The 20,661-nt window shown below is 63.1% G+C and carries 23 protein-coding genes and 1 tRNA gene; 13 read left to right on the top strand and 11 right to left on the bottom strand.

Annotated elements, in window-relative coordinates:
• Positions 1-163: 163 nt before the first annotated feature.
• The 9 genes from OZ411_RS12865 (at position 164) to OZ411_RS12825 (ending at position 7,636) form a co-directional block, all read left to right on the top strand.
• Positions 164-1,375, top strand: a complete 1,212-nt coding sequence (locus tag OZ411_RS12865) for an FAD-dependent oxidoreductase (RefSeq protein ID WP_282528235.1) — start codon at positions 164-166, stop codon at positions 1,373-1,375.
• Positions 1,376-1,398: 23 nt separating this feature from the next.
• The gene (locus OZ411_RS12860) at positions 1,399-2,694 is read left to right on the top strand and encodes an aromatic ring-hydroxylating dioxygenase subunit alpha (RefSeq protein ID WP_282528234.1); all 1,296 of its coding nucleotides are present in this window, start codon (positions 1,399-1,401) and stop codon (positions 2,692-2,694) included.
• 12 nt (positions 2,695-2,706) lie between these two features.
• Positions 2,707-3,192 (top strand): aromatic-ring-hydroxylating dioxygenase subunit beta, encoded by a 486-nt coding sequence (locus OZ411_RS12855; protein WP_282528233.1) that lies wholly within the window; start codon positions 2,707-2,709, stop codon positions 3,190-3,192.
• A gap of 12 nt (positions 3,193-3,204) precedes the next feature.
• The gene (locus tag OZ411_RS12850) at positions 3,205-3,966 is read left to right on the top strand and encodes an SDR family oxidoreductase (protein ID WP_282528232.1); all 762 of its coding nucleotides are present in this window, start codon (positions 3,205-3,207) and stop codon (positions 3,964-3,966) included.
• A complete protein-coding gene (locus OZ411_RS12845) occupies positions 3,963-4,289 on the top strand; it encodes a non-heme iron oxygenase ferredoxin subunit (RefSeq protein WP_282528231.1) in 327 nt (108 codons plus the stop codon). Before OZ411_RS12850 ends, OZ411_RS12845 begins: the two co-directional genes overlap by 4 nt.
• A complete protein-coding gene (locus tag OZ411_RS12840; protein WP_282528230.1) occupies positions 4,276-5,025 on the top strand; it encodes a TetR/AcrR family transcriptional regulator in 750 nt (249 codons plus the stop codon). The genes OZ411_RS12845 and OZ411_RS12840 overlap by 14 nt, the downstream gene beginning before the upstream one ends.
• Before the next feature lie 2 nt (positions 5,026-5,027).
• Entirely contained in the window at positions 5,028-5,909 is an 882-nt protein-coding gene (locus OZ411_RS12835) for a VOC family protein (RefSeq protein ID WP_282528293.1), read from the top strand.
• Between the two features lie 22 nt (positions 5,910-5,931).
• Positions 5,932-6,780 (top strand): VOC family protein, encoded by an 849-nt coding sequence (locus tag OZ411_RS12830; RefSeq protein WP_130577742.1) that lies wholly within the window; start codon positions 5,932-5,934, stop codon positions 6,778-6,780.
• A gap of 415 nt (positions 6,781-7,195) precedes the next feature.
• Positions 7,196-7,636, top strand: a complete 441-nt coding sequence (locus OZ411_RS12825; RefSeq protein ID WP_130577741.1) for a hypothetical protein — start codon at positions 7,196-7,198, stop codon at positions 7,634-7,636.
• A gap of 26 nt (positions 7,637-7,662) precedes the next feature.
• On the opposite strand, the gene OZ411_RS12820 is transcribed toward OZ411_RS12825, so the two are convergent.
• Positions 7,663-7,747 (bottom strand) — tRNA-Leu (locus OZ411_RS12820).
• 99 nt (positions 7,748-7,846) lie between these two features.
• The gene (locus tag OZ411_RS12815; RefSeq protein ID WP_028164002.1) at positions 7,847-8,089 is read right to left on the bottom strand and encodes a FliM/FliN family flagellar motor switch protein; all 243 of its coding nucleotides are present in this window, start codon (positions 8,087-8,089) and stop codon (positions 7,847-7,849) included.
• 60 nt (positions 8,090-8,149) lie between these two features.
• On the opposite strand from OZ411_RS12815, the gene lipB reads away from it, so the two are divergent.
• Entirely contained in the window at positions 8,150-8,875 is a 726-nt protein-coding gene (gene lipB, locus OZ411_RS12810; RefSeq protein WP_282528229.1) for a lipoyl(octanoyl) transferase LipB, read from the top strand.
• Positions 8,876-8,894: 19 nt separating this feature from the next.
• Here the strand turns inward: lipB and OZ411_RS12805 are convergent, their stop codons facing one another.
• From OZ411_RS12805 to OZ411_RS12790, 4 genes are all read right to left on the bottom strand, one after another.
• Complete coding sequence (locus OZ411_RS12805) at positions 8,895-10,331, bottom strand: TIGR01777 family oxidoreductase (RefSeq protein WP_282528228.1); 1,437 nt, start codon at positions 10,329-10,331, stop codon at positions 8,895-8,897.
• Entirely contained in the window at positions 10,328-10,993 is a 666-nt protein-coding gene (locus tag OZ411_RS12800; protein WP_282528227.1) for a DUF4166 domain-containing protein, read from the bottom strand. Before OZ411_RS12800 ends, OZ411_RS12805 begins: the two co-directional genes overlap by 4 nt.
• A gap of 21 nt (positions 10,994-11,014) precedes the next feature.
• A complete protein-coding gene (locus OZ411_RS12795; protein WP_282528226.1) occupies positions 11,015-11,572 on the bottom strand; it encodes a MarR family transcriptional regulator in 558 nt (185 codons plus the stop codon).
• Between the two features lie 123 nt (positions 11,573-11,695).
• Positions 11,696-12,505 carry an SDR family NAD(P)-dependent oxidoreductase gene (locus OZ411_RS12790; RefSeq protein ID WP_282528225.1) on the bottom strand — a complete coding sequence of 270 codons (810 nt, stop codon included), beginning with the start codon at positions 12,503-12,505 and terminating at the stop codon, positions 11,696-11,698.
• Between the two features lie 48 nt (positions 12,506-12,553).
• Here OZ411_RS12790 and OZ411_RS12785 point away from each other — a divergent pair, with 48 nt between their 5' ends.
• The gene (locus OZ411_RS12785; RefSeq protein WP_130577736.1) at positions 12,554-12,928 is read left to right on the top strand and encodes a helix-turn-helix domain-containing protein; all 375 of its coding nucleotides are present in this window, start codon (positions 12,554-12,556) and stop codon (positions 12,926-12,928) included.
• Positions 12,929-13,034: 106 nt separating this feature from the next.
• Here the strand turns inward: OZ411_RS12785 and OZ411_RS12780 are convergent, their stop codons facing one another.
• The 4 genes from OZ411_RS12780 to OZ411_RS12765 all read right to left on the bottom strand — a co-directional run bounded on the left by OZ411_RS12780 (position 13,035) and on the right by OZ411_RS12765 (position 16,639).
• The gene (locus OZ411_RS12780) at positions 13,035-13,334 is read right to left on the bottom strand and encodes an acylphosphatase (protein WP_130577735.1); all 300 of its coding nucleotides are present in this window, start codon (positions 13,332-13,334) and stop codon (positions 13,035-13,037) included.
• Complete coding sequence (locus tag OZ411_RS12775; protein WP_130577734.1) at positions 13,331-14,197, bottom strand: isocitrate lyase/PEP mutase family protein; 867 nt, start codon at positions 14,195-14,197, stop codon at positions 13,331-13,333. The genes OZ411_RS12780 and OZ411_RS12775 overlap by 4 nt, the downstream gene beginning before the upstream one ends.
• Positions 14,198-14,267: 70 nt before the next feature.
• Positions 14,268-16,283: an acetyl/propionyl/methylcrotonyl-CoA carboxylase subunit alpha gene (locus OZ411_RS12770; protein WP_282528224.1), complete on the bottom strand. Its 2,016-nt coding sequence runs from the start codon at positions 16,281-16,283 to the stop codon at positions 14,268-14,270.
• Between the two features lie 146 nt (positions 16,284-16,429).
• Positions 16,430-16,639, bottom strand: a complete 210-nt coding sequence (locus OZ411_RS12765) for a hypothetical protein (protein WP_130577732.1) — start codon at positions 16,637-16,639, stop codon at positions 16,430-16,432.
• A gap of 277 nt (positions 16,640-16,916) precedes the next feature.
• Here OZ411_RS12765 and OZ411_RS12760 point away from each other — a divergent pair, with 277 nt between their 5' ends.
• The gene (locus OZ411_RS12760) at positions 16,917-17,678 is read left to right on the top strand and encodes a thermonuclease family protein (RefSeq protein ID WP_130577731.1); all 762 of its coding nucleotides are present in this window, start codon (positions 16,917-16,919) and stop codon (positions 17,676-17,678) included.
• Positions 17,679-17,748: 70 nt separating this feature from the next.
• Positions 17,749-20,187 carry a PAS domain S-box protein gene (locus tag OZ411_RS12755; RefSeq protein ID WP_282528223.1) on the top strand — a complete coding sequence of 813 codons (2,439 nt, stop codon included), beginning with the start codon at positions 17,749-17,751 and terminating at the stop codon, positions 20,185-20,187.
• Between the two features lie 12 nt (positions 20,188-20,199).
• On the opposite strand, the gene OZ411_RS12750 is transcribed toward OZ411_RS12755, so the two are convergent.
• Positions 20,200-20,646, bottom strand: a complete 447-nt coding sequence (locus tag OZ411_RS12750) for a PPC domain-containing DNA-binding protein (RefSeq protein WP_282528222.1) — start codon at positions 20,644-20,646, stop codon at positions 20,200-20,202.
• Positions 20,647-20,661: the final 15 nt, after the last annotated feature.

Genomic DNA, 20,661 nt, shown 5'->3' with positions numbered 1-20,661 from the left:
CGTTCCCTGAGCCCTGCGCTGCCGAATGCCGGTGCGAACCGCATTTCGAACTGCGTTGGATAATTTACTTTACAAACAGGAATGATTGTTTTTATCCTGCTTGTCAAGCGCCGCCGAGAGGAGCGCCGCAAGCGGCAAAGAACCGCTCAGGGGAGTGAACGCATTGGATTTATCCCGGACACGCATCGTCATCGTGGGCGCAGGCCAGGCCGGGGCGCGCGCAGCCGAGGCGTTGCGGGCCGCCGGGCATCGCGGGCCGATCACCTTATTGGGCGAAGAACAACATCCGCCCTACGAACGGCCGCAGCTTTCGAAGGCCATGCTGATCAACGCGGACGAAGAACCGCGCTTCATCCGGAATTCGCAGGATTGGGCGGCGATCGACATCGAGCTGAGCACCTCCTCGCCGACCATTGCAATTGATGTGAACCGTCGAGCGATCGGGCTGTCGGACGGCCGCGAGATTTCATTCGATCGTCTGCTGCTAGCGACCGGCACGCGGCCGCGTCGATTGCGCGATCTCGAGAATTGCGGATTGCGCGTCTGCTACCTGCGCTGCATCGACGATGCGCGCGAACTCAGGCGCAATCTCACGCAGGGCACCAAGGTGGTGCTCGTGGGCGGCGGCGTGATCGGCCTCGAGGTCGCCTCTGCAGCCATCGCCCGCGGCTGCGAGGTCACTGTGCTGGAGAAGGCCGACCGGCTGTTGCCACAGGTCGGCTCGCCCGCGCTGAGCGGATATTTGAGGCGGCTGCACAGCGACCGCGGCGTTGCCATCTGCTGCGACGCGACCATCGTAGGCGCCACGGCCAACGGAATCCAGTTGTCCGACGGAAGGATTGTTCCAGCCGATCTTGTCGTCGTCGGCGTCGGCGTTGAGCCAGCGGCAGACCTCGCCCGCCAAGCGGGACTCGCGGTCGATCAGGGCATTCGTGTCGGCCCCTCCGGCATGACCGAGATCGATGGTGTCTACGCGGCCGGCGATGTCGCCGAGCAATGGAGCGACTGGCACGGACGCTGGATGCGCGTGGAGAACTGGGCCAATGCGCAAAACCAGGCAATCGCGACGGCGAGGAACATGGTCGGCCAGGATGTCAGCTACGAGGCGCCGCCCTGGTTCTGGTCGGATCAGTTCGAGGCGAACATCCAGGTGATCGGCCATCCCGGCGGCGCCGACGAGATCGTGCGCGGCGACGTCGAGCGCGGACGCTTCACCACCATCAGCCTCCGCGACGGCGAAGTGGTCGGTGGCGTCACGGTGAGTTCGCCAAAAGACATGGCGCTGTTGCGAAGGCTTGCCGCTTCCCGGAAGCGGGTCAATCCATCTGATATCGCCAATCCCGCTTTCGACTTGAAACAAGCTCTCGCTTCATGAAGAGCGCAGACGGAGGAAACGACATGCAGACCGACAACCGTCAACCGGCGATTCTGGTTGATCCCGCCCAGCAGATCTTCAAGGTTGCTCGCCGCAACTTCACCGATCCCGAGATCTTCAAGGCGGAGAAGGAGCTCGTGTTCGAGCGCTCGTGGCTCTACCTCGGCCATGCATCCGAGCTTCCCAGGCCGGGCGACTTCGTAAGCCGGACCGTCGCCGGCCGCAGCATCCTGTTCACGCGCGACAGCAAGGGAACGCTTCGCGCGCTCCTCAACACCTGCCCTCACCGCGGCGCGCAGGTCTGCCGCGAGCGGAAAGGCAATGCGAAATCGTTTCAGTGCTTCTACCACGGATGGGTGTTCGGAGCCGACGGCAAGCTGCGCAGCCAGCCCGGCGAGGAAGCCTATGCGGAAGGATTCAAGAATCGCGAATCCTCCAACATGCAGGCGGTTCCGCGCTTCGAGACCTACCGTGACTTCTGCTTCATCTCCTTCGACAGGAACATCGTCCTCCTCGTCGATTACCTCGCCGGCGCGAAGGAATATCTCGATCTCATCTGCGATCAGACCGACGCGGGCCTCTCGATCATTGCCGGCACCCAGGAATACTCGATCCGGGCCAACTGGAAGCTTCTCACCGAGAACAGCATCGATGGCTATCATGCGACCACTACGCATGCGAGTTACTTCGACTATCTGATGAATACGACGGATGGACTCGCCACCGGCATGGGCGGCGGCGGATATGGCTACGACCTCGGCAACGGTCACGCCGTTCTCGAATACGGCGCGCCATGGGGCCGGCCGGTCGCGCAGTGGATTCCAGCGTGGGGCGATAGCGGAAAGCAGGAAATCACTCGCCTCTACGACAATCTGGTCCAGCGCTTCGGCAAGGAACGCGCCGACCGCATTGCCTGCAAGAACCGGAATCTCTTCATCTTCCCGAATCTCGTCGTCAACGACATCATGGCGCTGACCGTCCGCACCTACTTCCCGATGGCCGCCGACTACATGGTCATCAGCGCCTGGGCTTTGGGTGCGAACGACGAGACCTCATGGGCTCGCAAATATCGCCTGAACAACTTTCTCGAATTTCTCGGGCCCGGCGGCTTCGCGACGCCCGACGACGCCGAGGCGCTCGAACATTGCCAGCGCGGCTTCAATAACGCCAAAGAAGCGCAATGGAACGACATATCCAAGGGAATGGGCAAGGAGCGTCCCGCCTACAACGATGAGCTTCAGATGCGCGCGTTCTGGACCCGGTGGAACGCCATGATGTTCCCCGCTCCGGTCTCCAGCATCAAGAACGTCGCGGCCTAAAAGGAGATCGTCATGCGCGCAATCGAACGATCCGACGTGGAAGACTTCCTGTTCCACGAAGCAGACCTGCTCGATCAATGGCGACTGCCGGAATGGCTGGAGCTGTTCACGGATGATGCGACCTACGAGGTCCCCTGCACCGATCTTCCGCCCGACGCCTCGGCGGACAACAACCTTTTCTATATCGCGGACGACCGGTTCCGGTTGGGTGAGAGAGTGAAGCGCCTGATGAAACGGACCGCGCACGCCGAATTCCCGCACTCCAAGACCAGCCGCATCGTCGGCAACGTGCGTATCCGCGGGCGCAACGAAGGCACCGTGGACGTCAGCGCGGTGTTCCAGACTTTCCGCACCAAGGACGGTACGACCGATCTCTACTTCGGCACCAGCAACTACCGCCTGAAGGTCGATGACAACAGGATAAGGATCGGCGAGAAACGTTGCCTGCTTGGGGGTGAAGGTCTGCGCCCCCATGGCCGGATTTCCATTGTGCTCTGAGAGACAGCTCCGATGGAAAAACGATTTGCCGAACAGGTTGTCGTGATCACCGGCGCCGCCAGCGGCATCGGCGCCGTGATCGCACAGCATTTTGCCAGAGAGGGTGCCAGGCTGGTCCTTTCGGACCTGGACGAGAAGGGGTTGACCACCACTGCCGACGGTCTCTCCTCGCTTTGTCGCGAGAAGCCGTTGATCCGAGGCGGCGATCTCTCGCAGGAAGATGTCGCCGGCCGATTGATCGGCGATGCCGTGAAGGCGTTCGGCACCATCGACGTCCTCGTGAACAATGCCGGCGGCGGCATCATCAAGCCGTTCCTGGAGCATACTCCGGAGACGCTGCGGACGACCATCGATCGCAATCTTTGGACAATGCTGTGGTGCACGTGGCACGCCGTGCCGGTGATGAAGGCGAAGCGCTACGGCCGGATCGTCAATATCGGCGCCGACTCCGTCCGCAACGGGCTTTACGACCACGCTGCCTACAACGCGGCAAAAGGCGGCGTTCACGCCATCGCCACCGGGCTGGCGCGCGAATTCGCGACCGACGAGATCACCGTCAATGTCGTTGCACCCTGCATCGTGAATACGCCCCAGGTGCAACGCGCGGCCGCCAAGGCGCCGCAGTCAATCCGGAAATTCATCGACGTCGTGCCGATGGGACGCCCCGGGGAGATGGACGAAGTGGCTTCCATGGTCTGCTATCTGGCCTCCAGGGAAGCTTCGTTCGTCACAGGCCAGGTCATCAGCGTGAACGGCGGAAGCACGATGCTATGAGTACGACGATGACCAAGGATGTGTTGATCGGAAGGCTCGACGAGTTCCCGCCGGGAGAGGTCCGCCAGGCGACGCTGCCGGATGGCACTAATATCGCCGTGTACAATGTGGATGGAGCAATCTATGCCACGGCCGATCTGTGCACCCATGGCGAGGCGTCGCTGTCGGAAGAGGGCATTCTGACGGGGAAAATCGTCGAGTGCCCGTGGCACTTCGGCACGTTCGACGTCACTAATGGGCAGCCGACCGGCATGCCCTGCACGGTCGCGCTGAAGACCTTCCGGGTCAAACTGAGCGAAGAGGACGTTTATGTCGAATGCTGACAAGACGAAGCCAGAAGGGCGCGGAGGCCAGGCGTCCCTGCCCCGCACGGCAACGCGGCAACGGCTGCAATCGCGCCGAAACAGCTCCAGCGAACCGAAATACGCCCCCAAACGAACCCAGGCGGAGCGCAGCGAAGCGACGCAGACCCAATTGATCGAGGCGGCGGTGAAGCTTGTCCGCGCCAACGGGTTGCGCGGCCTGCGTACGGTTGAGGTGGCCGAACTCGCGGGCGTCTCCCGCGGCGCCCTGCTGCACCATTTCAAGAGCAAGCACGATCTTCTTGTCGCCGTCATCAGGCACGTCAACGAAGTCTCGCTGGTGGAGAGCGCCCGCCGGGCTCACCTCGCCCAGAACAGCGGAAACGATCCGATCGAAGGGATCATCAAGGACGCGCAGGATTTCTATTTCGGCGACTATTTCTTCATCGAGCTCGCGATCGCAATGAGCGCGGACAGCGACTCGCGCATTCTCAAGCGCGAGACGTACAGGAACTCCCGCACCAGCCGGTTTTCGGTCGAGGCTGCCTGGCTCGAAGCGCTGATGTCGTCGGGCGTTCCCAAGCAGCTCGCCAGCGATATCCTGTCACTCACGCTGAGCGTGGTCCGCGGCTATTCCGTTCGAACTTTGATCGAAAAAGACCCTGAGCAGTTCAGTCGCCTTCTGAAAGTGTGGCGCGACATCGTCCGCCAACATCTCCAGACGGCGATGGCGAACGACCAGAAGAACCGTGGTTGAAAATGGACGCAAAGCAGCTCGCCCCTATCCCGTTGATCCAGCTCTGCTATGTGAGGCTTGCGGTACAGCACGGCGCAGCCGCCGCTGCCTTCGTGACCGACGTCCTGGGGCTTCAGCGCATTACTGATGACAAGGAGCAATTTCTGTTCCGGTCGGACGAGCGCTTCCACACGCTTTGCCTCGTGGAAGACGCTGACAGGTCCAGCATCGGCCTGGAGGTCGCCTCCGCCGACGACCTTGATCGAGCGGCCGATGCCCTGCAGCGAGACGGATTTGAAGTCCGCGAGGCATCGGCGGAGGAATGCAGCCGGCGTTTTGTTCGGCGCGCGCTGATCGTGCGCGACGCGAGCGGCAATGAGATCGACCTTGTATCGCGCCCGGCGGTTAGCGGCCGGCGCTACTTTCCGAGCCGCGATGCGGGTGTCACCGGCTTGCAATGCGTGGGCCTTCGCAGCCGCGCGATCGAGGATGACCTGAAGCTGTGGACCACGATCCTGGGAGCCACGGTCAGCGATTGGGTCGGCGATATTGCCTATCTCAGCATCGACCGGAAGCATCACCGGATTGCGCTCTACCCTTCCGATCGGGCCGGACTGCTCGACGTCTGCTACGGAGTCGAAAGTCTCGATTCGATCATGCAGAATCACTATTTCGCGCAGGAGCGACAGATCAAGATCCTTCACGGCCCTGGCCGTGAGGCCGCGTCCGGTCAGATCTTCCTGCGATTTGCCGGACCGGAAGGGCACGTCTTCTCGTACGGGCATGGGCTGGCCGACATCGATGCCCGGCACCGTGCGAGGCAGTTTGCGCCAGCAGCTTTCTCACTATGCGAATGGGGAAGCGAATGCTCCGAGATTCCGGAGCTGCGGCAAGCCATCACCTGATCTCTGCAAAAGGAGCGCAACCATGATCCAGCTCAAGGATGTCACCTATGCGCGGCTGGGGGCCTCGAGCCTCGAGGAAGCCGAATCATTTGCGACCAGATGCCTTGGTCTTCAGGTAAGCGAGCGATCGCAGAACTCACTCTATCTGCGTTCGGACGAACGTGCGCATACGCTGTGCTACTTCGAAGGCGACCCGGCCGATCAGACCATCGGATTCGAGGTCGAGAACGAGAGCGAGTTGAACGAGGCCGCCACCACCCTGGACTCGCTTGGTCATCCGGTGCATGTCGGCGCAGCCGCCGAATGCTCGGCACGCAAGGTTCGCGCCTTCATCGGATTCAAGGATCCGAGCGGCAATCAGATCGAGCTTGTCGTTCGTCCGGAGCAGCATGGCCGCCGCTATTTTGCTGCACGGGACGCCGGCATCACCGGCTTCAGTCATGTCGGCTTGAATTCGACCAATCCGGTCCGCGACGAGAAGTTCTGGACGGAGGTCTGCAACGCGCGCGTCAGCGATCGCATCGGGGATATTGCGCTGATGCGCGTGAACGCGATCCACCACACCATCGCGCTTGCGCCGGCCAGAGGTCCCGGGATCCAGCACATCAATCATCAGGTGCAGAGCAACGACGACGTGCTGCGATCCTTTTATCACTTGTCCGAGCAGCGGGTGCCGATCGTCTTCGGCCCTGGCCGTCACCCGACGTCCGGCGCGCGCTTCCTTTACTTCCAGGGCCCCGACGGCATGGTGTTCGAATATTCGGTTGGGGTGGACGAGATCGAGAACGAGGAAACGCATCGGCCGCGCCAGTTCGGATTCGAACCGACAAGTCTCTGCATGTGGGGATCGAAATCAAAGCGCGCGCGGTAGACGCGGCAAACGGCACTCGGCAGGCAGCGTTGCGAGTCGGCGGTTCAAATCAGGGAAGCGCTACAAGAGCTGCTCGTTCTCAGTTGGATCAACGGAGCTGCGCAAATGCGCGGTGAAGGAGTGACGCTTTCTAGCTCCGAGAACTAATGTCGCTCGTCAGCACTCACCTGTCGCCCTACCCTCGGAATTTTGGTCGTTCACGCGCACCAACCGGAGGCGGCGCGGCCCTACTTCGGAACGCCTGCACACCGTTGCTGTGATGAGATTTTTCTTGATCTCCCGGTGCACACGCCGCGTTCGAACCAATTGAAAAACTTAAGCTCTCGTTCCAATCCATCATGGGGCCAATTTGGGCTAGTTACAGCCAAATAGAGCAATCAAGAAAGTCTGCTTGCCTCAACTCCGATCCGGCCCATTGCCGCTCAACGAAATCCTTGTCCCTCATCGCTCGCGAAATGCCTTCACCGGCAAGGTCGTGCGCGGTTGCGTTCTACCAATGAAGAAGAAGGCATGGGCGGCCAAGTTCAAGAAATACGTGATCCTGGCCGGCGTCAACGAGCCGAAGAAGAGCTGCCATGGAGTGCGCAAAGCCCGCGCCGAAGTTGCTGCTTACGCCGACTGCACCGAGAGCCAGATGATGGCCATGTTCGGCTGGACCGATCCGAAAATGCCCGCGCACTACATCGCTCAGGCGAATCGAGAGAAGCTCGGCGTCAGTGGTATGGAAAAGATCATCGCGTTCGATCAGAGCCAGTCATTTGACGACTTTCTATGGGCACCTAAAGCGAACAACGTGCGAACGCCGCACGGGAACGGAGTGGTAACATTCCCGGGTAACACCCGGAAAAAAGCGTAAGGATTTCAATGGAAAATGTGGGTTTATGGTGCGCTCGGAGGGACTCGAACCCCCACGATTTTACTCACTGCCACCTCAAGGCAGCGCGTCTACCAATTCCGCCACGAGCGCCCGGGATGCCGGAGGGAACCCAAAGGCCCGCCGCCGGATCGACGGCGCGGGATGTAACAAATCGGAAGGTGGGGGACAAGCCGGTAAGTGGCCTATCAACTATCTAACATCCGGGGATTTCGGCAGCATTTGCTTGACCTCGACCGCGATCCGGTTGCGGTCGACCAGCACCACGCCGCTGGCGATCGGCAGGTTGTTGGCGAGGATCTTGACCTCGTCGGCCTCCGTGGCATCCAGTTCGATGATGGCGCCGCGGGAGAGCCGCATGACCTGGTGGATGGGCATCGTGGTGGTGCCGAGCACCACCATGAGATCGACACTGACTTTATCGAGGGTAGGCACTTTTGAACCGCCAAACCGGGATTAGATTGTGGTTCCACCTGACCACGTGATGGTTAGCCAATGGTTAATGTCCGCCAAGACCTTGATTTGACGATTTTCGCGCAGCTAGACGGCGGCGAAGCCGTGGAATGGCGGATTTCGGATGCCCCAGTGCCCTACCCTGACGCCGTCGCCGCGATGGAATCACGCGTCGCCGACATCGCGGCCGGGAAAGCGCCCGAACTGGTCTGGCTCCTGGAGCATCCCCCGCTCTACACGTCTGGCACCAGCGGCAAGGCCGGCGACCTCCTGGAGGCGCGATTCCCGATATTCGAGAGCGGGCGCGGCGGGCAGATCACCTATCACGGCCCCGGCCAGCGGGTGGCCTATGTGATGCTGGACCTGAAGCGGCGCCGGCCGGATGTACGCGCCTATGTCGCCTCGCTGGAGGAATGGATCATCCGCACCCTTGGCGCCTTCAATGTCAGCGGCGAGCGCCGCGAGGATCGCGTCGGCGTCTGGGTCAAGCGGCCCGACAAGGGACCGGGATTCGAGGACAAGATCGCCGCCATCGGCGTGCGGCTGAAGCGCTGGGTGTCCTTCCACGGCATCGCGATCAATGTCGAGCCGGATCTGGCGCATTTCTCCGCGATCGTGCCCTGCGGCGTGGTCGACCCGCGCTATGGCGTCACCTCCCTGGTCGACCTCGGCCTGCCGGTGACGCTCCCTGACGTCGACGTCGCGCTTCGTCAAGCCTTTGCTGAGGTGTTTGGCGCAGCCGAGGCGCGGCTGCCAGAGACGACTTAGCACCGGGCCGCGTACGGCCTCACAAGATCGCCTTGAACGCGCTGCGCAGCGTTTCGTGGCGGAAGACAAAACCGTTGCTGAGCGCCTTGTTGGGCAGCACACGCTGGCCGCCCAGCAATAGCTCCTTGGCGAAATCACCCCCGACCCGACGCAGCAGGCCGGCGGGGATGCGAAAGATCGCGGGCCGATGCAGCCGGCGGCCAAGCTCTTCGGTGAATTTGGCATTGGTCACCGGGATCGGCGCGGTCGCGTTGATCGGACCTGAGAGATCGGGCCTTGCGATCACATGGGCGATCAGGCGGACGAGATCGTCGCGCTCGATCCAGGACATCCATTGCCTGCCCGAACCGAGCGGCCCGCCGAGCCCGAACTCGAACGGCGTCAGCATGCGCGTGATGAAGCCGCCGTCGGTGCCGAGCACCAGGCCGATCCGCAAGCAGACGACGCGGGCGCCGAATTCTTCTGCGGAACGCGCCGCTTTCTCCCAGGCCTCGCAGAGCTCGTGGCTGAAGCAGGCGTGCGACTTGGCCGATTCGGTCAGCACCTGGTCCTGCCACAGCCCGTACCAGCCGATCGCCGAGCCGCTGACAAGGACGGCGGGCTTGCGTTCGAGGCGCGCGATCAGTTTCACGACGTCGCCGGTGATATCGATCCGCGAGGCAAGGATCTCGCGACGTTTGGCCTCGGTCCACAGGCCATTGCCGATCGGCTCGCCCGCGAGATTGACGATGGCGTCGATCCTGGTCTCCGCAGGAATCTGATCGAGGCTCGTGATCAGCGTGATCGGCGGCGGCAATAGCTCCGCCTTCGCCGGATTTCGGATCAGCGCGATGACCTGATGGCCGGCGGCGGTGAGGCTTCCGACCAGCCGGTTGCCGATGAAGCCGGTGGCGCCGGTGACAAGCACGGTCTGCCGGCCGGGCAATCCCGTCACAAGCTCGCGCGCGGGCGCGACGGCCATGCGCGCCAGGCGTCTGGCGGCCGTGAAATCGCGCAAGCCGCAAAGCGCCGCGCCGACAGCGGCGGCCGCGGCCACGATGCTGAGAAGGTCCGTGTAAGCCGACTTGATCCCGGTCGGCTGCATCGCCCAGCCGATCAGGACCGGCAGCAGCAGGACCAAGATGGCGCCGTAATTGATCGCGAGCAGCGTATGATTGATACGCTCGCTCGCCGGCAACTTCCTGCTCAGATCCTCCTCGACGAAATCCATCAGCGTGATGACGACTTCTGCGACCAGCACGGCAATAATCAGCATAACGAAAACGCCGTGCACCTCCAGCCAGCCGAGAATGAGGAAAAGCAGCGCATAGAACATGTTGCGCACGGCGTGGAGCTGCAGCTCGAAACGCTGCGACGGACGCCACGCCAGGCGCTCGGTGAACTCATGGTGATAGAAGGTGTCGAACACCCCCATCAGGATCTGAATGGCGATCAGGGTCCAAAGCAGCGGCGTCATGGCATGGCCTCCCTAAACACGGCAGACTGACGGATAAGCATGCCGAAGCGGGGATGAATGATCTCGAGCGTGAAGCGGAATTCATCGCCGCCGAGATCGCGATGGGTCACGGTGAGATCGCCCGGCGTGAGCCATTCCGGCAGCGGCAATCGGAAGGGACCAAGCTGCAGCGAATAGCCGGTGCTGCGAAACACCAGCGCGTCCTGCGCGACCGATATCTTCAGCGCCATGCTGATGCCGCAGCCGACATATTCCTCAAGCCCCGTCGGGCCGGCAAAGCGCTTGCAAGAGTGAATGACTTGCGGAAAGCCGTCGCTGCGCGTGGCGATGCGGCTCCATATCTGGCCGCCCGCGGCGGCATCCTCGGTCACCGTGACGATGGCCGGGACGCCGGTCTCGGAGCCAGTCGGCAGCGGCCCGCCGATCAGGCGCGCCGCCTGCGCCAGCCACCAGCCGGCGCGATTGAAGGTGACTTCATCGATCTCGCCAACATAGATGATGGTCCCGCCCTCGGCGAGGCGCTTCGAGAAGCGCCGCCAGACCGCGGCCGGCAGCCGACCCCAATCTTCGTCGGCGAGCAGCGCACGAAACCTGTTGTCGTTGTGCAGTCTTGCGTTGGAAGCCGGTGATGTCTTGAGGCTGGATATCCTTGCTGACGCCATCGCATGCTCCCACTTGCTTGCCTATTTGGCTCTTCCTATCGGCAGCAGATTCACGATTTTCTCGCCGAGCTTGATCAGCGCGACCAGGCGCGGACGCGGCACGTTGAGCATCTGGCTGTACCAGCGGTCGACGAGCTCCGTGAAAGCCAGCATCTCCTTGAGCCGCTTGCTCGCGACCGGGCTGATCGTGGGATCGTCGGCGGCGTCAGACACGGAGGCGCGAAGCGCTGCGATCGCCGGATCGATCTCCCGCTCCTTGCGGCCTGCGGCGATCCGCGCTGCGACTTCCCAGATGTCGGTTTCCGCTTCGAAATGATCGCGCCGGTCGCCGAGGATCGGCACGCGGCGGATCAGGTTCCAGGCAAGCAGCTCCTTGAGCGAATTGGAGACGTTCGAGCGCGCCATTCCGAGCGTGTCGGCGATGTCCTCCGCCGTCATCGGCGCTTCGGCGAGATAGAGCAGGCCGTGGATCTGGCTGACCGAGCGGTTGACACCCCACTCGTCCCCCATGTCGCCCCAATGCAGGATGAAGCGCTCGACCGCGGGAGGAAGTTTTCTCTTGCCGGTTATTTCTGTCATGACAGAAATATCTGATAAAACGGAGCGAGTGTCAACCGGTGCCCGGCGGGATTTTGCCGCTTCGGTCCGATGGGCAGGCTCAGGAGGAATCCCTGCCGGGAATCAAATGTCAGATGCGACCCACTAGATGCTAGGCAGCATCCCGCCGTCGAGCCTGAGGTTGACACCGGTTATGTATCCCGCTCTGGGACTGACGAGGAATGAGATGGCATCAGCTATCTCTTCTAGTGTTCCGACGCGGCCGACGGGTACCTGGGCGAACATGGGCAGGACGGTCTGTTCAATCAGTTTCCATGGAGAGCCGTCCGCAAGCCCGCGCTCTGCTGCGACCTCGCGGAACCGGGTATCCAGCCTGGCGCTACGTATCGTGCCAGGCGACACCGTGTTGACCGTCACGCCATCGGCCGCAACGGCTTTGGCCATCGACGCCGTCATGGCGTTCATCGCCGCCTTGCAGGCGGAGTAGTCGGGCCTGGAGGCCGGAGGCATCAAACCAACTAGGCTGGAAATGTTTACGACACGTCCCCACCTGGCTGCCTGCATCCTCGGTAGCAGCCGGGTAGTCACCCTCACGGCGGCGAGGACGTTGCGGTCGTAGGCGGACGCCCAAGAAGCTGGGCGACTGTTCGTCCAGTCTTCGGCATCGCCTGAACCGCCGGCATTGTTGACCAGGATGTCTATCGGGCCGGCCAGGGCCTGTGCCTCATCGACCAGGCGCCACACTTCATCGTCAACAGTGAGGTCTCCGACCACGGCATGAGCATGTCCTCCCTGCGCGGAGATGTCGTGAGCGACCCTCTCCGTCTGGTTTCGATCGCGTCCGTGGACGACGACGATCGTCTTCTCGCGAGCGAGCCCTCTGGCTATCGCTTCTCCTATGCCTTTGCTGCTCCCGGTAATGAGCGCGACCTTTCCGTCCAGTTTCAAATCCATTGCCGAGCACCTACCTTGAAGTCGACGGCTCATAGAATGGACGGAACGATGACCGAGACAATTACGCACTTAAAAGTGCCCATAGGACACGAGGAGCGGTCAGCTTGCCTTGGCCCCGACGGTTCTGTCGCACATGTCACCAGAATGCTTCGAATGATCACCGGACGCTGGAAGCTGCCGATCTTGTTCCGCCTCTACGCGGCGCCATCATTGCGGACCTTGCAGTTGAAAAGGGACATGCCGGGCGTTTCGCAGAAGATGCTCACACAGCACCTGCGGGAGCTGGAGAATGATCGCCTGATCGAGAGAAGAGACTTCGGCGAGCAGCCGCCGCGCGTCGAATATCAACTCACCGATAGGGGGCGAGGGCTTATGCCTGTGCTCATGGAGGCAAGGGCGTTTTCGGTACGCTACCCTGTCTAGAATTCGCCCTACGCCCTGAAGTCGTCACGAGACGCCGTCAGCGAGGTCGCGCCCGCCAAACCTCCGACGACCGCGGCGGCCCAATGGCGTCCCCAGTTTATGGTGGTTATACCGTAGGCAGGACCGAAAAACCCTCGCCTGCGTCGCGCAGGTTCAGGAGATCGGGGCTGCCGGCATCGTGCTGCGCGGCATCGACACGCGCCGCGCTCGGTCCGCGCTGGCACGCGGCGATCATATCGGACACAACGGTCTCGGGCCCGGCAAACACCGCTTCGACGCTGCCGTCCCGTCGGTTGCGCACCCAGCCCTCGAGTCGGCGCACGCGCGCCTCGTATTCGACCCAGGCGCGGTAGCCGACGCCCTGGACGCGACCGCGGATCATGACATGACGGATCGTGTCGCTCACTTCTTCAGTCCGAGGAATTCGCTGCTGCGCGCTTTCATCTCAGCCTCGCGCATCGCACGGCCGGTCAGTTGCGGGGATGGCAGCCCTTTCAGGCTTTTCGGCGACGCGCCCTCGCGCAGCGCCTTCAGCGTCTCGTAGACCGCCTGCGTCGCCGCTGCGAACGGCGCATGGCCTTGCAGCGCAATCCGCACGCGCAGGCCCGCGAGATAATCCGGCGCGGCCATCTCCTCCGGCGCACCGCCAAGCACGATCGGCAGTGTCGTTGCCGCGGAGATCGCTTCCAGCTCCGCCTTGACCTTGATGCCGGTGAAGAACAGCGCATCGACACCGGTGGCCTCATAGGCCTTTGCTCGCGCGATCGCATCGTCAAGGCCGGTGATCGACACCGCGCCGGTGCGGCCAATGATGACAAGCGATGGATCGCTGCGGCCGTCGAGCGCGGCCTTCATCTTGCTGACACCTTCATCGAGCGGGATCAGTTGCGTCTTGGCCTGACCAAACGCCTGCGGCAGCAAGGTGTCCTCGATGGTGAGGCCGGCGGCGCCGGCGACCTCGAGCTCCTGCACGGTGCGGCGGACGTTGAGCGCGTTGCCATAGCCGTGGTCGGCATCGACAAGCACAGGAAGAGCCGAAGCCCGTGACATCCGCCGCATCTGCTCGGCAAGCTCAGTCAGCGTGATCAGGGCGATATCGGGATCGCCGAGCACCGCGAGCGAGGCAACGGAGCCGCCGAACATGCCGACCTCGAAACCGAGATCCTCGGCGATCCGGATCGACGTCGCATCATAGACCGAGCCCGGTCGGACGCAGCCGGTGCCCGCAAGGATCGAACGCAGTGCTTCGCGTCGCGCGCGGAAGGTCATGGAAATTCTCTCTATCTCAGCTTCGGTGCGATCCTTTCGGAGAACTGATGTCTACGTTCCGGATCATGCCTCACGCGAATTCGAGGATCAGGGCGTCGACCGCCAGCGTTGCGCCGGGCGCGGCGTGGATCTTCTTCACCGTGCCGTCGCGCTCGGCGCGCAGCACGTTCTGCATCTTCATGGCTTCGACCACCGCAAGCGTCTCGCCGGCCTTGACCTCCTGCCCTTCGCTGACCGCGATCGACACCACCAGCCCCGGCATCGGGCACAAAAGCTTCTTGCCGGTATCGGCGGCCGACACTACCGGCATCAGACGCGCCGACGTCGCTTCGGCTTCGGTGAAGACGTAGATCGAAACCTCAAATCCCTGGTGCGCGAGGCGGAAGCCGTTGTTGATCGGGCGCACCTGCATCGCCACGAACTGGCCGTCGATCGTGCCCTGCCACACCGGCTCGCCCGGCACCCAGTTCGAGACCAGGTTGTGCGGATTGCCCGGCAGCCCATCGCTGGCGATGAAGCGCACCGCGACGCCGTCGGCCTCGCGCGCGACATCGAGCGCGATCTCCTCGCGGTCGAGCCACACCGCGCGACGCCGCTCCCGCTGCACCAGTCGGCCATTCATCTGGCCCGAGATCTGCCGCTTGCGCTCGCCGAGCACGTGGTCGATCGCCGCGGCCACTGCCGCCAACCGTCGTGCGATCTCGCCCTCCGGCGGACGCGCCGAAAATCCCTTTGGATATTCTTCCGCGATGAAGCCGGTGGAGAGCTTTCCTTCGCGCCAGCGCGGATGGTTCATCAGCGCCGACAGGAACGGAATGTTGTGCCTGATGCCGTCGACATAGAAGGCATCGAGCGCGCTCGACTGCGCTTCGATGGCCGCCGCCCGCGACGGCGCGTGCGTGATCAGCTTGGCGATCATCGGATCGTAATGGATCGAGATCTCGCCGCCCTCCTGGACACCGGTATCGTTGCGGACGGTGACGCCGTCCTGGCTCTTCTCGGCCGGCGGACGATATTTCACCAGCCGCCCGATCGACGGCAGGAAGTTGCGGAACGGATCCTCGGCATAGACGCGCGATTCCACCGCCCATCCCGTCAGCGTCACATCCTTCTGTGCAAGGCTGAGCTGTTCGCCGGCGGCAACGCGGATCATCTGCTCGACGAGATCGATACCGGTGACGAGCTCGGTGACGGGATGCTCGACCTGCAGGCGGGTGTTCATCTCCAGGAAGTAGAAGCTCTTGTCCTGGCCGGCGACGAACTCGACCGTGCCGGCAGAGTCGTAGTTCACCGCTTTCGCCAGCGCGACCGCCTGCTCGCCCATCTTGCGGCGCGTGGTCTCGTCGAGCAGCGGCGACGGCGCCTCCTCGATGACCTTCTGGTTGCGGCGCTGGATCGAGCATTCGCGTTCGCCCAGATAGATCACATTGCCGTGCTTGTCGCCGAGCACCTGGATCTCGATGTGGCGGGGATCGACGATGAACTTCTCGACGAAGACGCGGTCGTCGCCGAACGACGATTTCGCTTCGGCCTTCGCGAGGTTGAAGCCCTCCTCGACCTCGGCCTTCGAATGCGCGATCCGCATGCCCTTGCCGCCGCCGCCCGCGGAGGCCTTGATCATCACCGGATAGCCGATCTCGTCGGCAATCCGCACCGCATGCTTGCCGTCCTCGATGACACCGAGATGGCCGGGCACGGTGGAGACCTTGGCCTTCGCCGCCGCCTTCTTGGATTCGATCTTGTCGCCCATCGCGGCGATGGCACCGGGGTTGGGGCCGATGAAGACGATGCCGGCCTCATTCAGCGCGCGCGGAAACGCCTCGCGTTCGGACAAGAAGCCGTAGCCGGGATGGACGGCTTCCGCGCCGGTCTTGCGGCAGGCGTCGACGATCCTGTCGATCAACAGATAGCTCTCCGCCGCCGGCGGCGGGCCGATCAGCACGGCCTCATCGGCCATCTCGACATGCAACGCATCGCGGTCGGCCTCAGAGTAGACCGCTACCGTCTCAATCCCCATACGGCGCGCAGTCTTGATGATCCGGCAGGCGATCTCGCCGCGATTTGCGATCAGGATTCGTTTGAACATGTTCTTCTTGCTTGAGCGTTTGGGCAGGATCCTCGCCCGCAATGTGGTACGGGCGGTGGGCGTCTCAATTGACGTGGTACAGGAAAACTCAGGAGAGGCAACGGTCTATATGGAGGCAGCCGGCTTGCGCCCGGCTCCCGAAGCCATCAACCCGAATAGGTATTAAATCTACCACGCACATGGGCGCGAGAGACGGCCTTCATCAGCTCGCTGACCTCGTTCTCCAGATAGTCGTTGGCCACGATCAGCGCGCGGACGGTGGCCCGCATATCCCCGCCGCAGGCCGCGATCGCCTCATCAACGGCAGCCTCCAACGTGTCGATATCCTCGGTGCTGGCACTGGGAAGAGAGGACATCTGGCGATTTCCGGGATGCGGGACGGATATCAATGTTCTCTTTTTGTTCTCTGATGTCAACCACGGATCGGTCACTGTCGACCGGTTCCGGCGGCTTTTTCCCAACCCGGAATAGCTTCGCGAGGGGTTCGTGCTAGAGCATGATCCGGAAAAGTGGAAACCGGTTTTCCGAAAAGATCATGCTCAAACAAGAAAGATGAGATCATGATCCGATTCCGTCCAATCGGATCATGATCTAGAACCCTTTCCCCCGCACGCCATCCCATCGATGCAGACCATGCCATTACGCACATTGATCGCAGGGCTGATCCTGATAGCCCTTCCAGCGAGCCAAGGCTTCGCCGCCAACGCTACCGTCAGGGACGGCAGCACGCTTCAGCTCGGCAACGTGACCTACCGGCTCGATGGCATCGACGTGCCGCCGATCGACCAATTGTGCATCGACGAGCATGCCGAGAGCTGGACCTGCGGCATCGAGGCCCGTGACCAGTTGAGGAAGCTGATCGGCGACCGTCAGGTCCGCTGCGACGATCTCGGCCCCGACCCGACCTACGAGAAACGACATCTCGGCGTGTGCAAGATCGAAGGCGACCCGACCAGCCTCAGCGAGGTGATGGTCCAGCGGGGCTTTGCCCTGAATGTCGAGGCATCCGCCACCGGCCGCTTCAAGCCTGAGGAGGCGCGCGCCAGGGAAGACCGCCAGGGCATGTGGAAAGGCTGCTTCGTTGCCCCGCAGGAGTTCCGGCGCGGCAAGCAGGAGGGCGTGCTGCTGGGCGCATCATGCCCCGCCGATCGCGATCGCGCGATCCGCGACGTGCTCTTCCCTGAAGATCTCCCGATGCCTGCAAGCTGCAACATCAAGGGCAAGTTCGCCGTGCGCGCCCGCGTCACCGGCGATATCGGCATCTATCATTTGCAGGCGTGCCGCAGTTACCCTGGATTAACCAAGCCGGACCGCTGGTTCTGCTCGGAAGATGACGCGCAGGCCGCGGGGTTCCGCAGGGCCTACAACTGCCGGCCCGGCACCAAGGCCAAATGACGCTGGCAAGCCCTCTTCCGTTGTGTGAGACTACGGAAAGAGGTCGCCCGCCCCGATGTCGCCAGACCCTATGAACGTCCTTCCCGAGACGGTCGCCGCTGAACGGCTGCGCCAGCATCTGGAAGAAATTGCGCGCGAACGCGACCGCGCCCATCGCGCGTTACAGGAGCGCGAGGCGGAGCTTGCCCGGATCCAGCGTATCGGCCGCGTCGGCGGCGTCGAGGTCGATTTCCGCGAGGGCGTCCGCAACCGCCGCTCGCCGGAATACCTGATCGTCCATGGGCTGGGGTGGGATGCGGTGAACGAGACCCACGAGGATTGGGTCGACCGCATCCACCCCGAGGATCGTGAGCGCGCGATCAGGCATTTCTTCGATGCCCTGGCCGGGACGAGCGAAGATTACGTGGCGGAATACCGGATCCTCCGTCCGAGCGACGGCGAGACCCGGTGGATCGCCGTCATCGGGGAGATCGAGCGCGACCGCGACGGCCGCGCACTCCGTCTGGTCGGCGCCCATATCGACATCACCGAACGCATGCTCGCGCAGGAAAAGCTGCGCGAAAGCGAGGAGCGCTTCCGCCTGATCGCCGACAGCGCGCCGGTTCCGATCTGGGTGACCAAACTCGACCGCACCCGCTCCTTCGCCAACCGGGCCTATATCGATTTCCTCGGCCTTCCCTTCGAAGAAGCCATCAAGTTCGACTGGCGCAAGCGACTGCACCCCGACGACGTGTCGCGCATCGTGCAGGAATCGATCGCGGGCGAAGCCTCGCTCAAGCCTTTCGTGCTGGAGGCGCGCTATCTGCGCGCCGACGGTGAATGGCGCTGGCTCAGGTCGGAGTCGCAACCGCGCTGGGATCCGACCGGCAACCATATCGGCTTCATCGGGGTCGCCCACGACATCACCGCGGCCAAGCAGGCCGAGATCGAGCTGCGCCGGCTGAACGAGACGCTCGAATTGCGTATTTCCGAGCGCACCGCGCAGCTCGAGGCCAGCGAAGCGCAAATGCGCGCGATCTTCGAGACCAGTCACCAGTATCAGGTGCTGCTCAATCAGCACGGCGACGTGCTCGATGCCAACCGGACGGCACTGACCGGCATCCGCGCCGAGGCCCGCGATGCCATCGGCAAGCCGTTCTGGGAAACGCCCTGGTTCGCCGCGACCGACGACTTGCCCAAGCTGGTCCGCAACGCCTTCGTGGCGGTCATGAAGGGCGACGACGTCAAGACCGAGATGATGCTGCGGCTTCCGGTCGGCGAACGCTATTTCGATTTCGCGATGCGGCCGCTGCGCGACCAGCACGGCACCGTGATCGGCGCCGTGGCCGAAGCCGTCGACATCACCGAACGCCGCCAGGGCGAAGAGGTGCTGCGGCAATCGCAGAAGATGGAAGCCGTCGGCCAGCTCACCGGCGGCGTGGCCCACGACTTCAACAATCTGCTGACCATCATCCGCTCCGCGACCGACTTCATGCGCCGCCGCGACCTGCCCGAAGAGCGCCGGCATCGCTACATCGACGCGATCTCCGAGACGGTGGAGCGCGCCTCCAGGCTGACCGCGCAGCTATTGGCGTTCGCCCGCCGCCAGCCGCTGAAGCCGCAGGTCTTCAATGTCGGCGCGCAGGTCGAGGGCGTGACCCAGCTTATCCGGCCGCTGGTCGGCGCGCGCATCCAGATCGACGTCGAGATCGACGCCCCCGATTGCTTTGCGATCGCCGACATCGCCCAATTCGAGACCGCGCTGATCAATCTCGCGGTGAACGGCCGCGACGCCATGGACGGCGAAGGCCGCCTCGCGATTACGGTGCGGAAGGTGCGGGGCATCCCTGCCCTGCGCGCCCAGCCGGCGCGCCGCGGCGATTTTGTCGCGATCACCATGGCCGACACCGGCACCGGCATCGCGCCCGATCATCTGCAATCGATCTTCGAGCCGTTCTTCACCACCAAGGAAGTCGGCAAGGGAACCGGGCTTGGCCTGAGCCAGGCATTTGGCTTTGCCAAGCAGTCCGACGGCGACATCGATGTCGTCAGCACGCTCGGACGAGGCGCGGCCTTCACGATCTATCTGCCGCAGGCAGCACGACCGGCCGATGCGGCATCCGCCGCAGCCATCGCCAGCGAGCCGGCAACCACGGGCCGCGGCTATCGCGTCCTCGTCGTGGAGGACAATGACGAGGTCGGGCAGTTCTCCACCGAGTTGCTCGAAGATCTCGGATACTCGGTCAAACGCGTGGCGAATGCCAATGCGGCGCTTGCCCTGTTGTCCGAAGACGAGTTTTCCGCCGACCTCGTATTCTCCGACGTCATCATGCCCGGCATGAACGGCGTGGAGCTCGCCAGCGTGATCCGCGACCGCTATCCCGGGCTGCCCGTGGTCCTGACCAGCGGATACAGCAACGTGCTCGCCGAAAACGCGCATCGCGGATTCGAGCTGATCCAGAAACCCTACTCGGTCGAGTCGCTGTCGCGCATCTTACGGAAAGCGATCGCAGATCGCGGATCAATCTGAGCGCGTCTCCTTCTATTTGGCCGCGATATCGATGAGGGCGATGCCGAGATCAGCCCTCTTCTTCCTGCGCAGCTTTGCCGGCGTTTCCGTCAGCACGACCTCAAGCGTCGGCCGCACCGCGCCCGCGAGCAGATGGCCGCCGCGCGTGGAGCCATCCGACAGCCCGAGCACGATGTGGACGTGCAGGCTGGCCTTGCCGTCATCGCCGATCGCGACGTCGCCGATCGCGCTCAGCACCTCGCATTGCTCGTTGACCTCGATCTTCCGGTAGGATTTCGAGCCGAAATCGAACCAGCCGACGGTCGCCCGCTCGAGCGCACCGATCGCGGTCAACGCCGCCGCCGAAATCCTCGCCTCGTTGGCGAACTTCGTCAGCGCCGCGAACGCTTCCTCGCCGGTGTCGAGGATGACGACATGGACCTGCGCACCCGGCTCGTCTGAGACCAATTTGCTTCGCATCGGCTGGCTCGCTTC

The sequence above is a fragment of the Bradyrhizobium sp. Arg237L genome (genome assembly GCF_029990105.1).
Classification (GTDB): domain Bacteria; phylum Pseudomonadota; class Alphaproteobacteria; order Rhizobiales; family Xanthobacteraceae; genus Bradyrhizobium.
Note: the sequence above shows the minus strand (reverse complement) of the source record. Positions and strands in the feature narration are given on the sequence as shown.

What these genes read in the sequence shown, in the direction of transcription:
- OZ411_RS12860 (WP_282528234.1), top strand. Translation starts at nt 1,399, where the DNA reads ATGCAGACCGACAACCGTCAACCGGCGATTCTGGTTGATCCCGCCCAG.
- OZ411_RS12855 (WP_282528233.1), top strand. Translation starts at nt 2,707, where the DNA reads ATGCGCGCAATCGAACGATCCGACGTGGAAGACTTCCTGTTCCACGAA.
- OZ411_RS12850 (WP_282528232.1), top strand. Translation starts at nt 3,205, where the DNA reads ATGGAAAAACGATTTGCCGAACAGGTTGTCGTGATCACCGGCGCCGCC.
- OZ411_RS12845 (WP_282528231.1), top strand. Translation starts at nt 3,963, where the DNA reads ATGAGTACGACGATGACCAAGGATGTGTTGATCGGAAGGCTCGACGAG.
- OZ411_RS12840 (WP_282528230.1), top strand. Translation starts at nt 4,276, where the DNA reads ATGTCGAATGCTGACAAGACGAAGCCAGAAGGGCGCGGAGGCCAGGCG.
- OZ411_RS12835 (WP_282528293.1), top strand. Translation starts at nt 5,028, where the DNA reads ATGGACGCAAAGCAGCTCGCCCCTATCCCGTTGATCCAGCTCTGCTAT.
- OZ411_RS12830 (WP_130577742.1), top strand. Translation starts at nt 5,932, where the DNA reads ATGATCCAGCTCAAGGATGTCACCTATGCGCGGCTGGGGGCCTCGAGC.
- lipB (WP_282528229.1), top strand. Translation starts at nt 8,150, where the DNA reads ATGGTTAATGTCCGCCAAGACCTTGATTTGACGATTTTCGCGCAGCTA.
- OZ411_RS12805 (WP_282528228.1), bottom strand. Translation starts at nt 10,331, where the DNA reads ATGACGCCGCTGCTTTGGACCCTGATCGCCATTCAGATCCTGATGGGG.
- OZ411_RS12800 (WP_282528227.1), bottom strand. Translation starts at nt 10,993, where the DNA reads ATGGCGTCAGCAAGGATATCCAGCCTCAAGACATCACCGGCTTCCAAC.
- OZ411_RS12795 (WP_282528226.1), bottom strand. Translation starts at nt 11,572, where the DNA reads ATGACAGAAATAACCGGCAAGAGAAAACTTCCTCCCGCGGTCGAGCGC.
- OZ411_RS12790 (WP_282528225.1), bottom strand. Translation starts at nt 12,505, where the DNA reads ATGGATTTGAAACTGGACGGAAAGGTCGCGCTCATTACCGGGAGCAGC.
- OZ411_RS12785 (WP_130577736.1), top strand. Translation starts at nt 12,554, where the DNA reads ATGACCGAGACAATTACGCACTTAAAAGTGCCCATAGGACACGAGGAG.
- OZ411_RS12775 (WP_130577734.1), bottom strand. Translation starts at nt 14,197, where the DNA reads ATGACCTTCCGCGCGCGACGCGAAGCACTGCGTTCGATCCTTGCGGGC.
- OZ411_RS12770 (WP_282528224.1), bottom strand. Translation starts at nt 16,283, where the DNA reads ATGTTCAAACGAATCCTGATCGCAAATCGCGGCGAGATCGCCTGCCGG.
- OZ411_RS12765 (WP_130577732.1), bottom strand. Translation starts at nt 16,639, where the DNA reads ATGTCCTCTCTTCCCAGTGCCAGCACCGAGGATATCGACACGTTGGAG.
- OZ411_RS12760 (WP_130577731.1), top strand. Translation starts at nt 16,917, where the DNA reads ATGCCATTACGCACATTGATCGCAGGGCTGATCCTGATAGCCCTTCCA.
- OZ411_RS12755 (WP_282528223.1), top strand. Translation starts at nt 17,749, where the DNA reads ATGAACGTCCTTCCCGAGACGGTCGCCGCTGAACGGCTGCGCCAGCAT.
- OZ411_RS12750 (WP_282528222.1), bottom strand. Translation starts at nt 20,646, where the DNA reads ATGCGAAGCAAATTGGTCTCAGACGAGCCGGGTGCGCAGGTCCATGTC.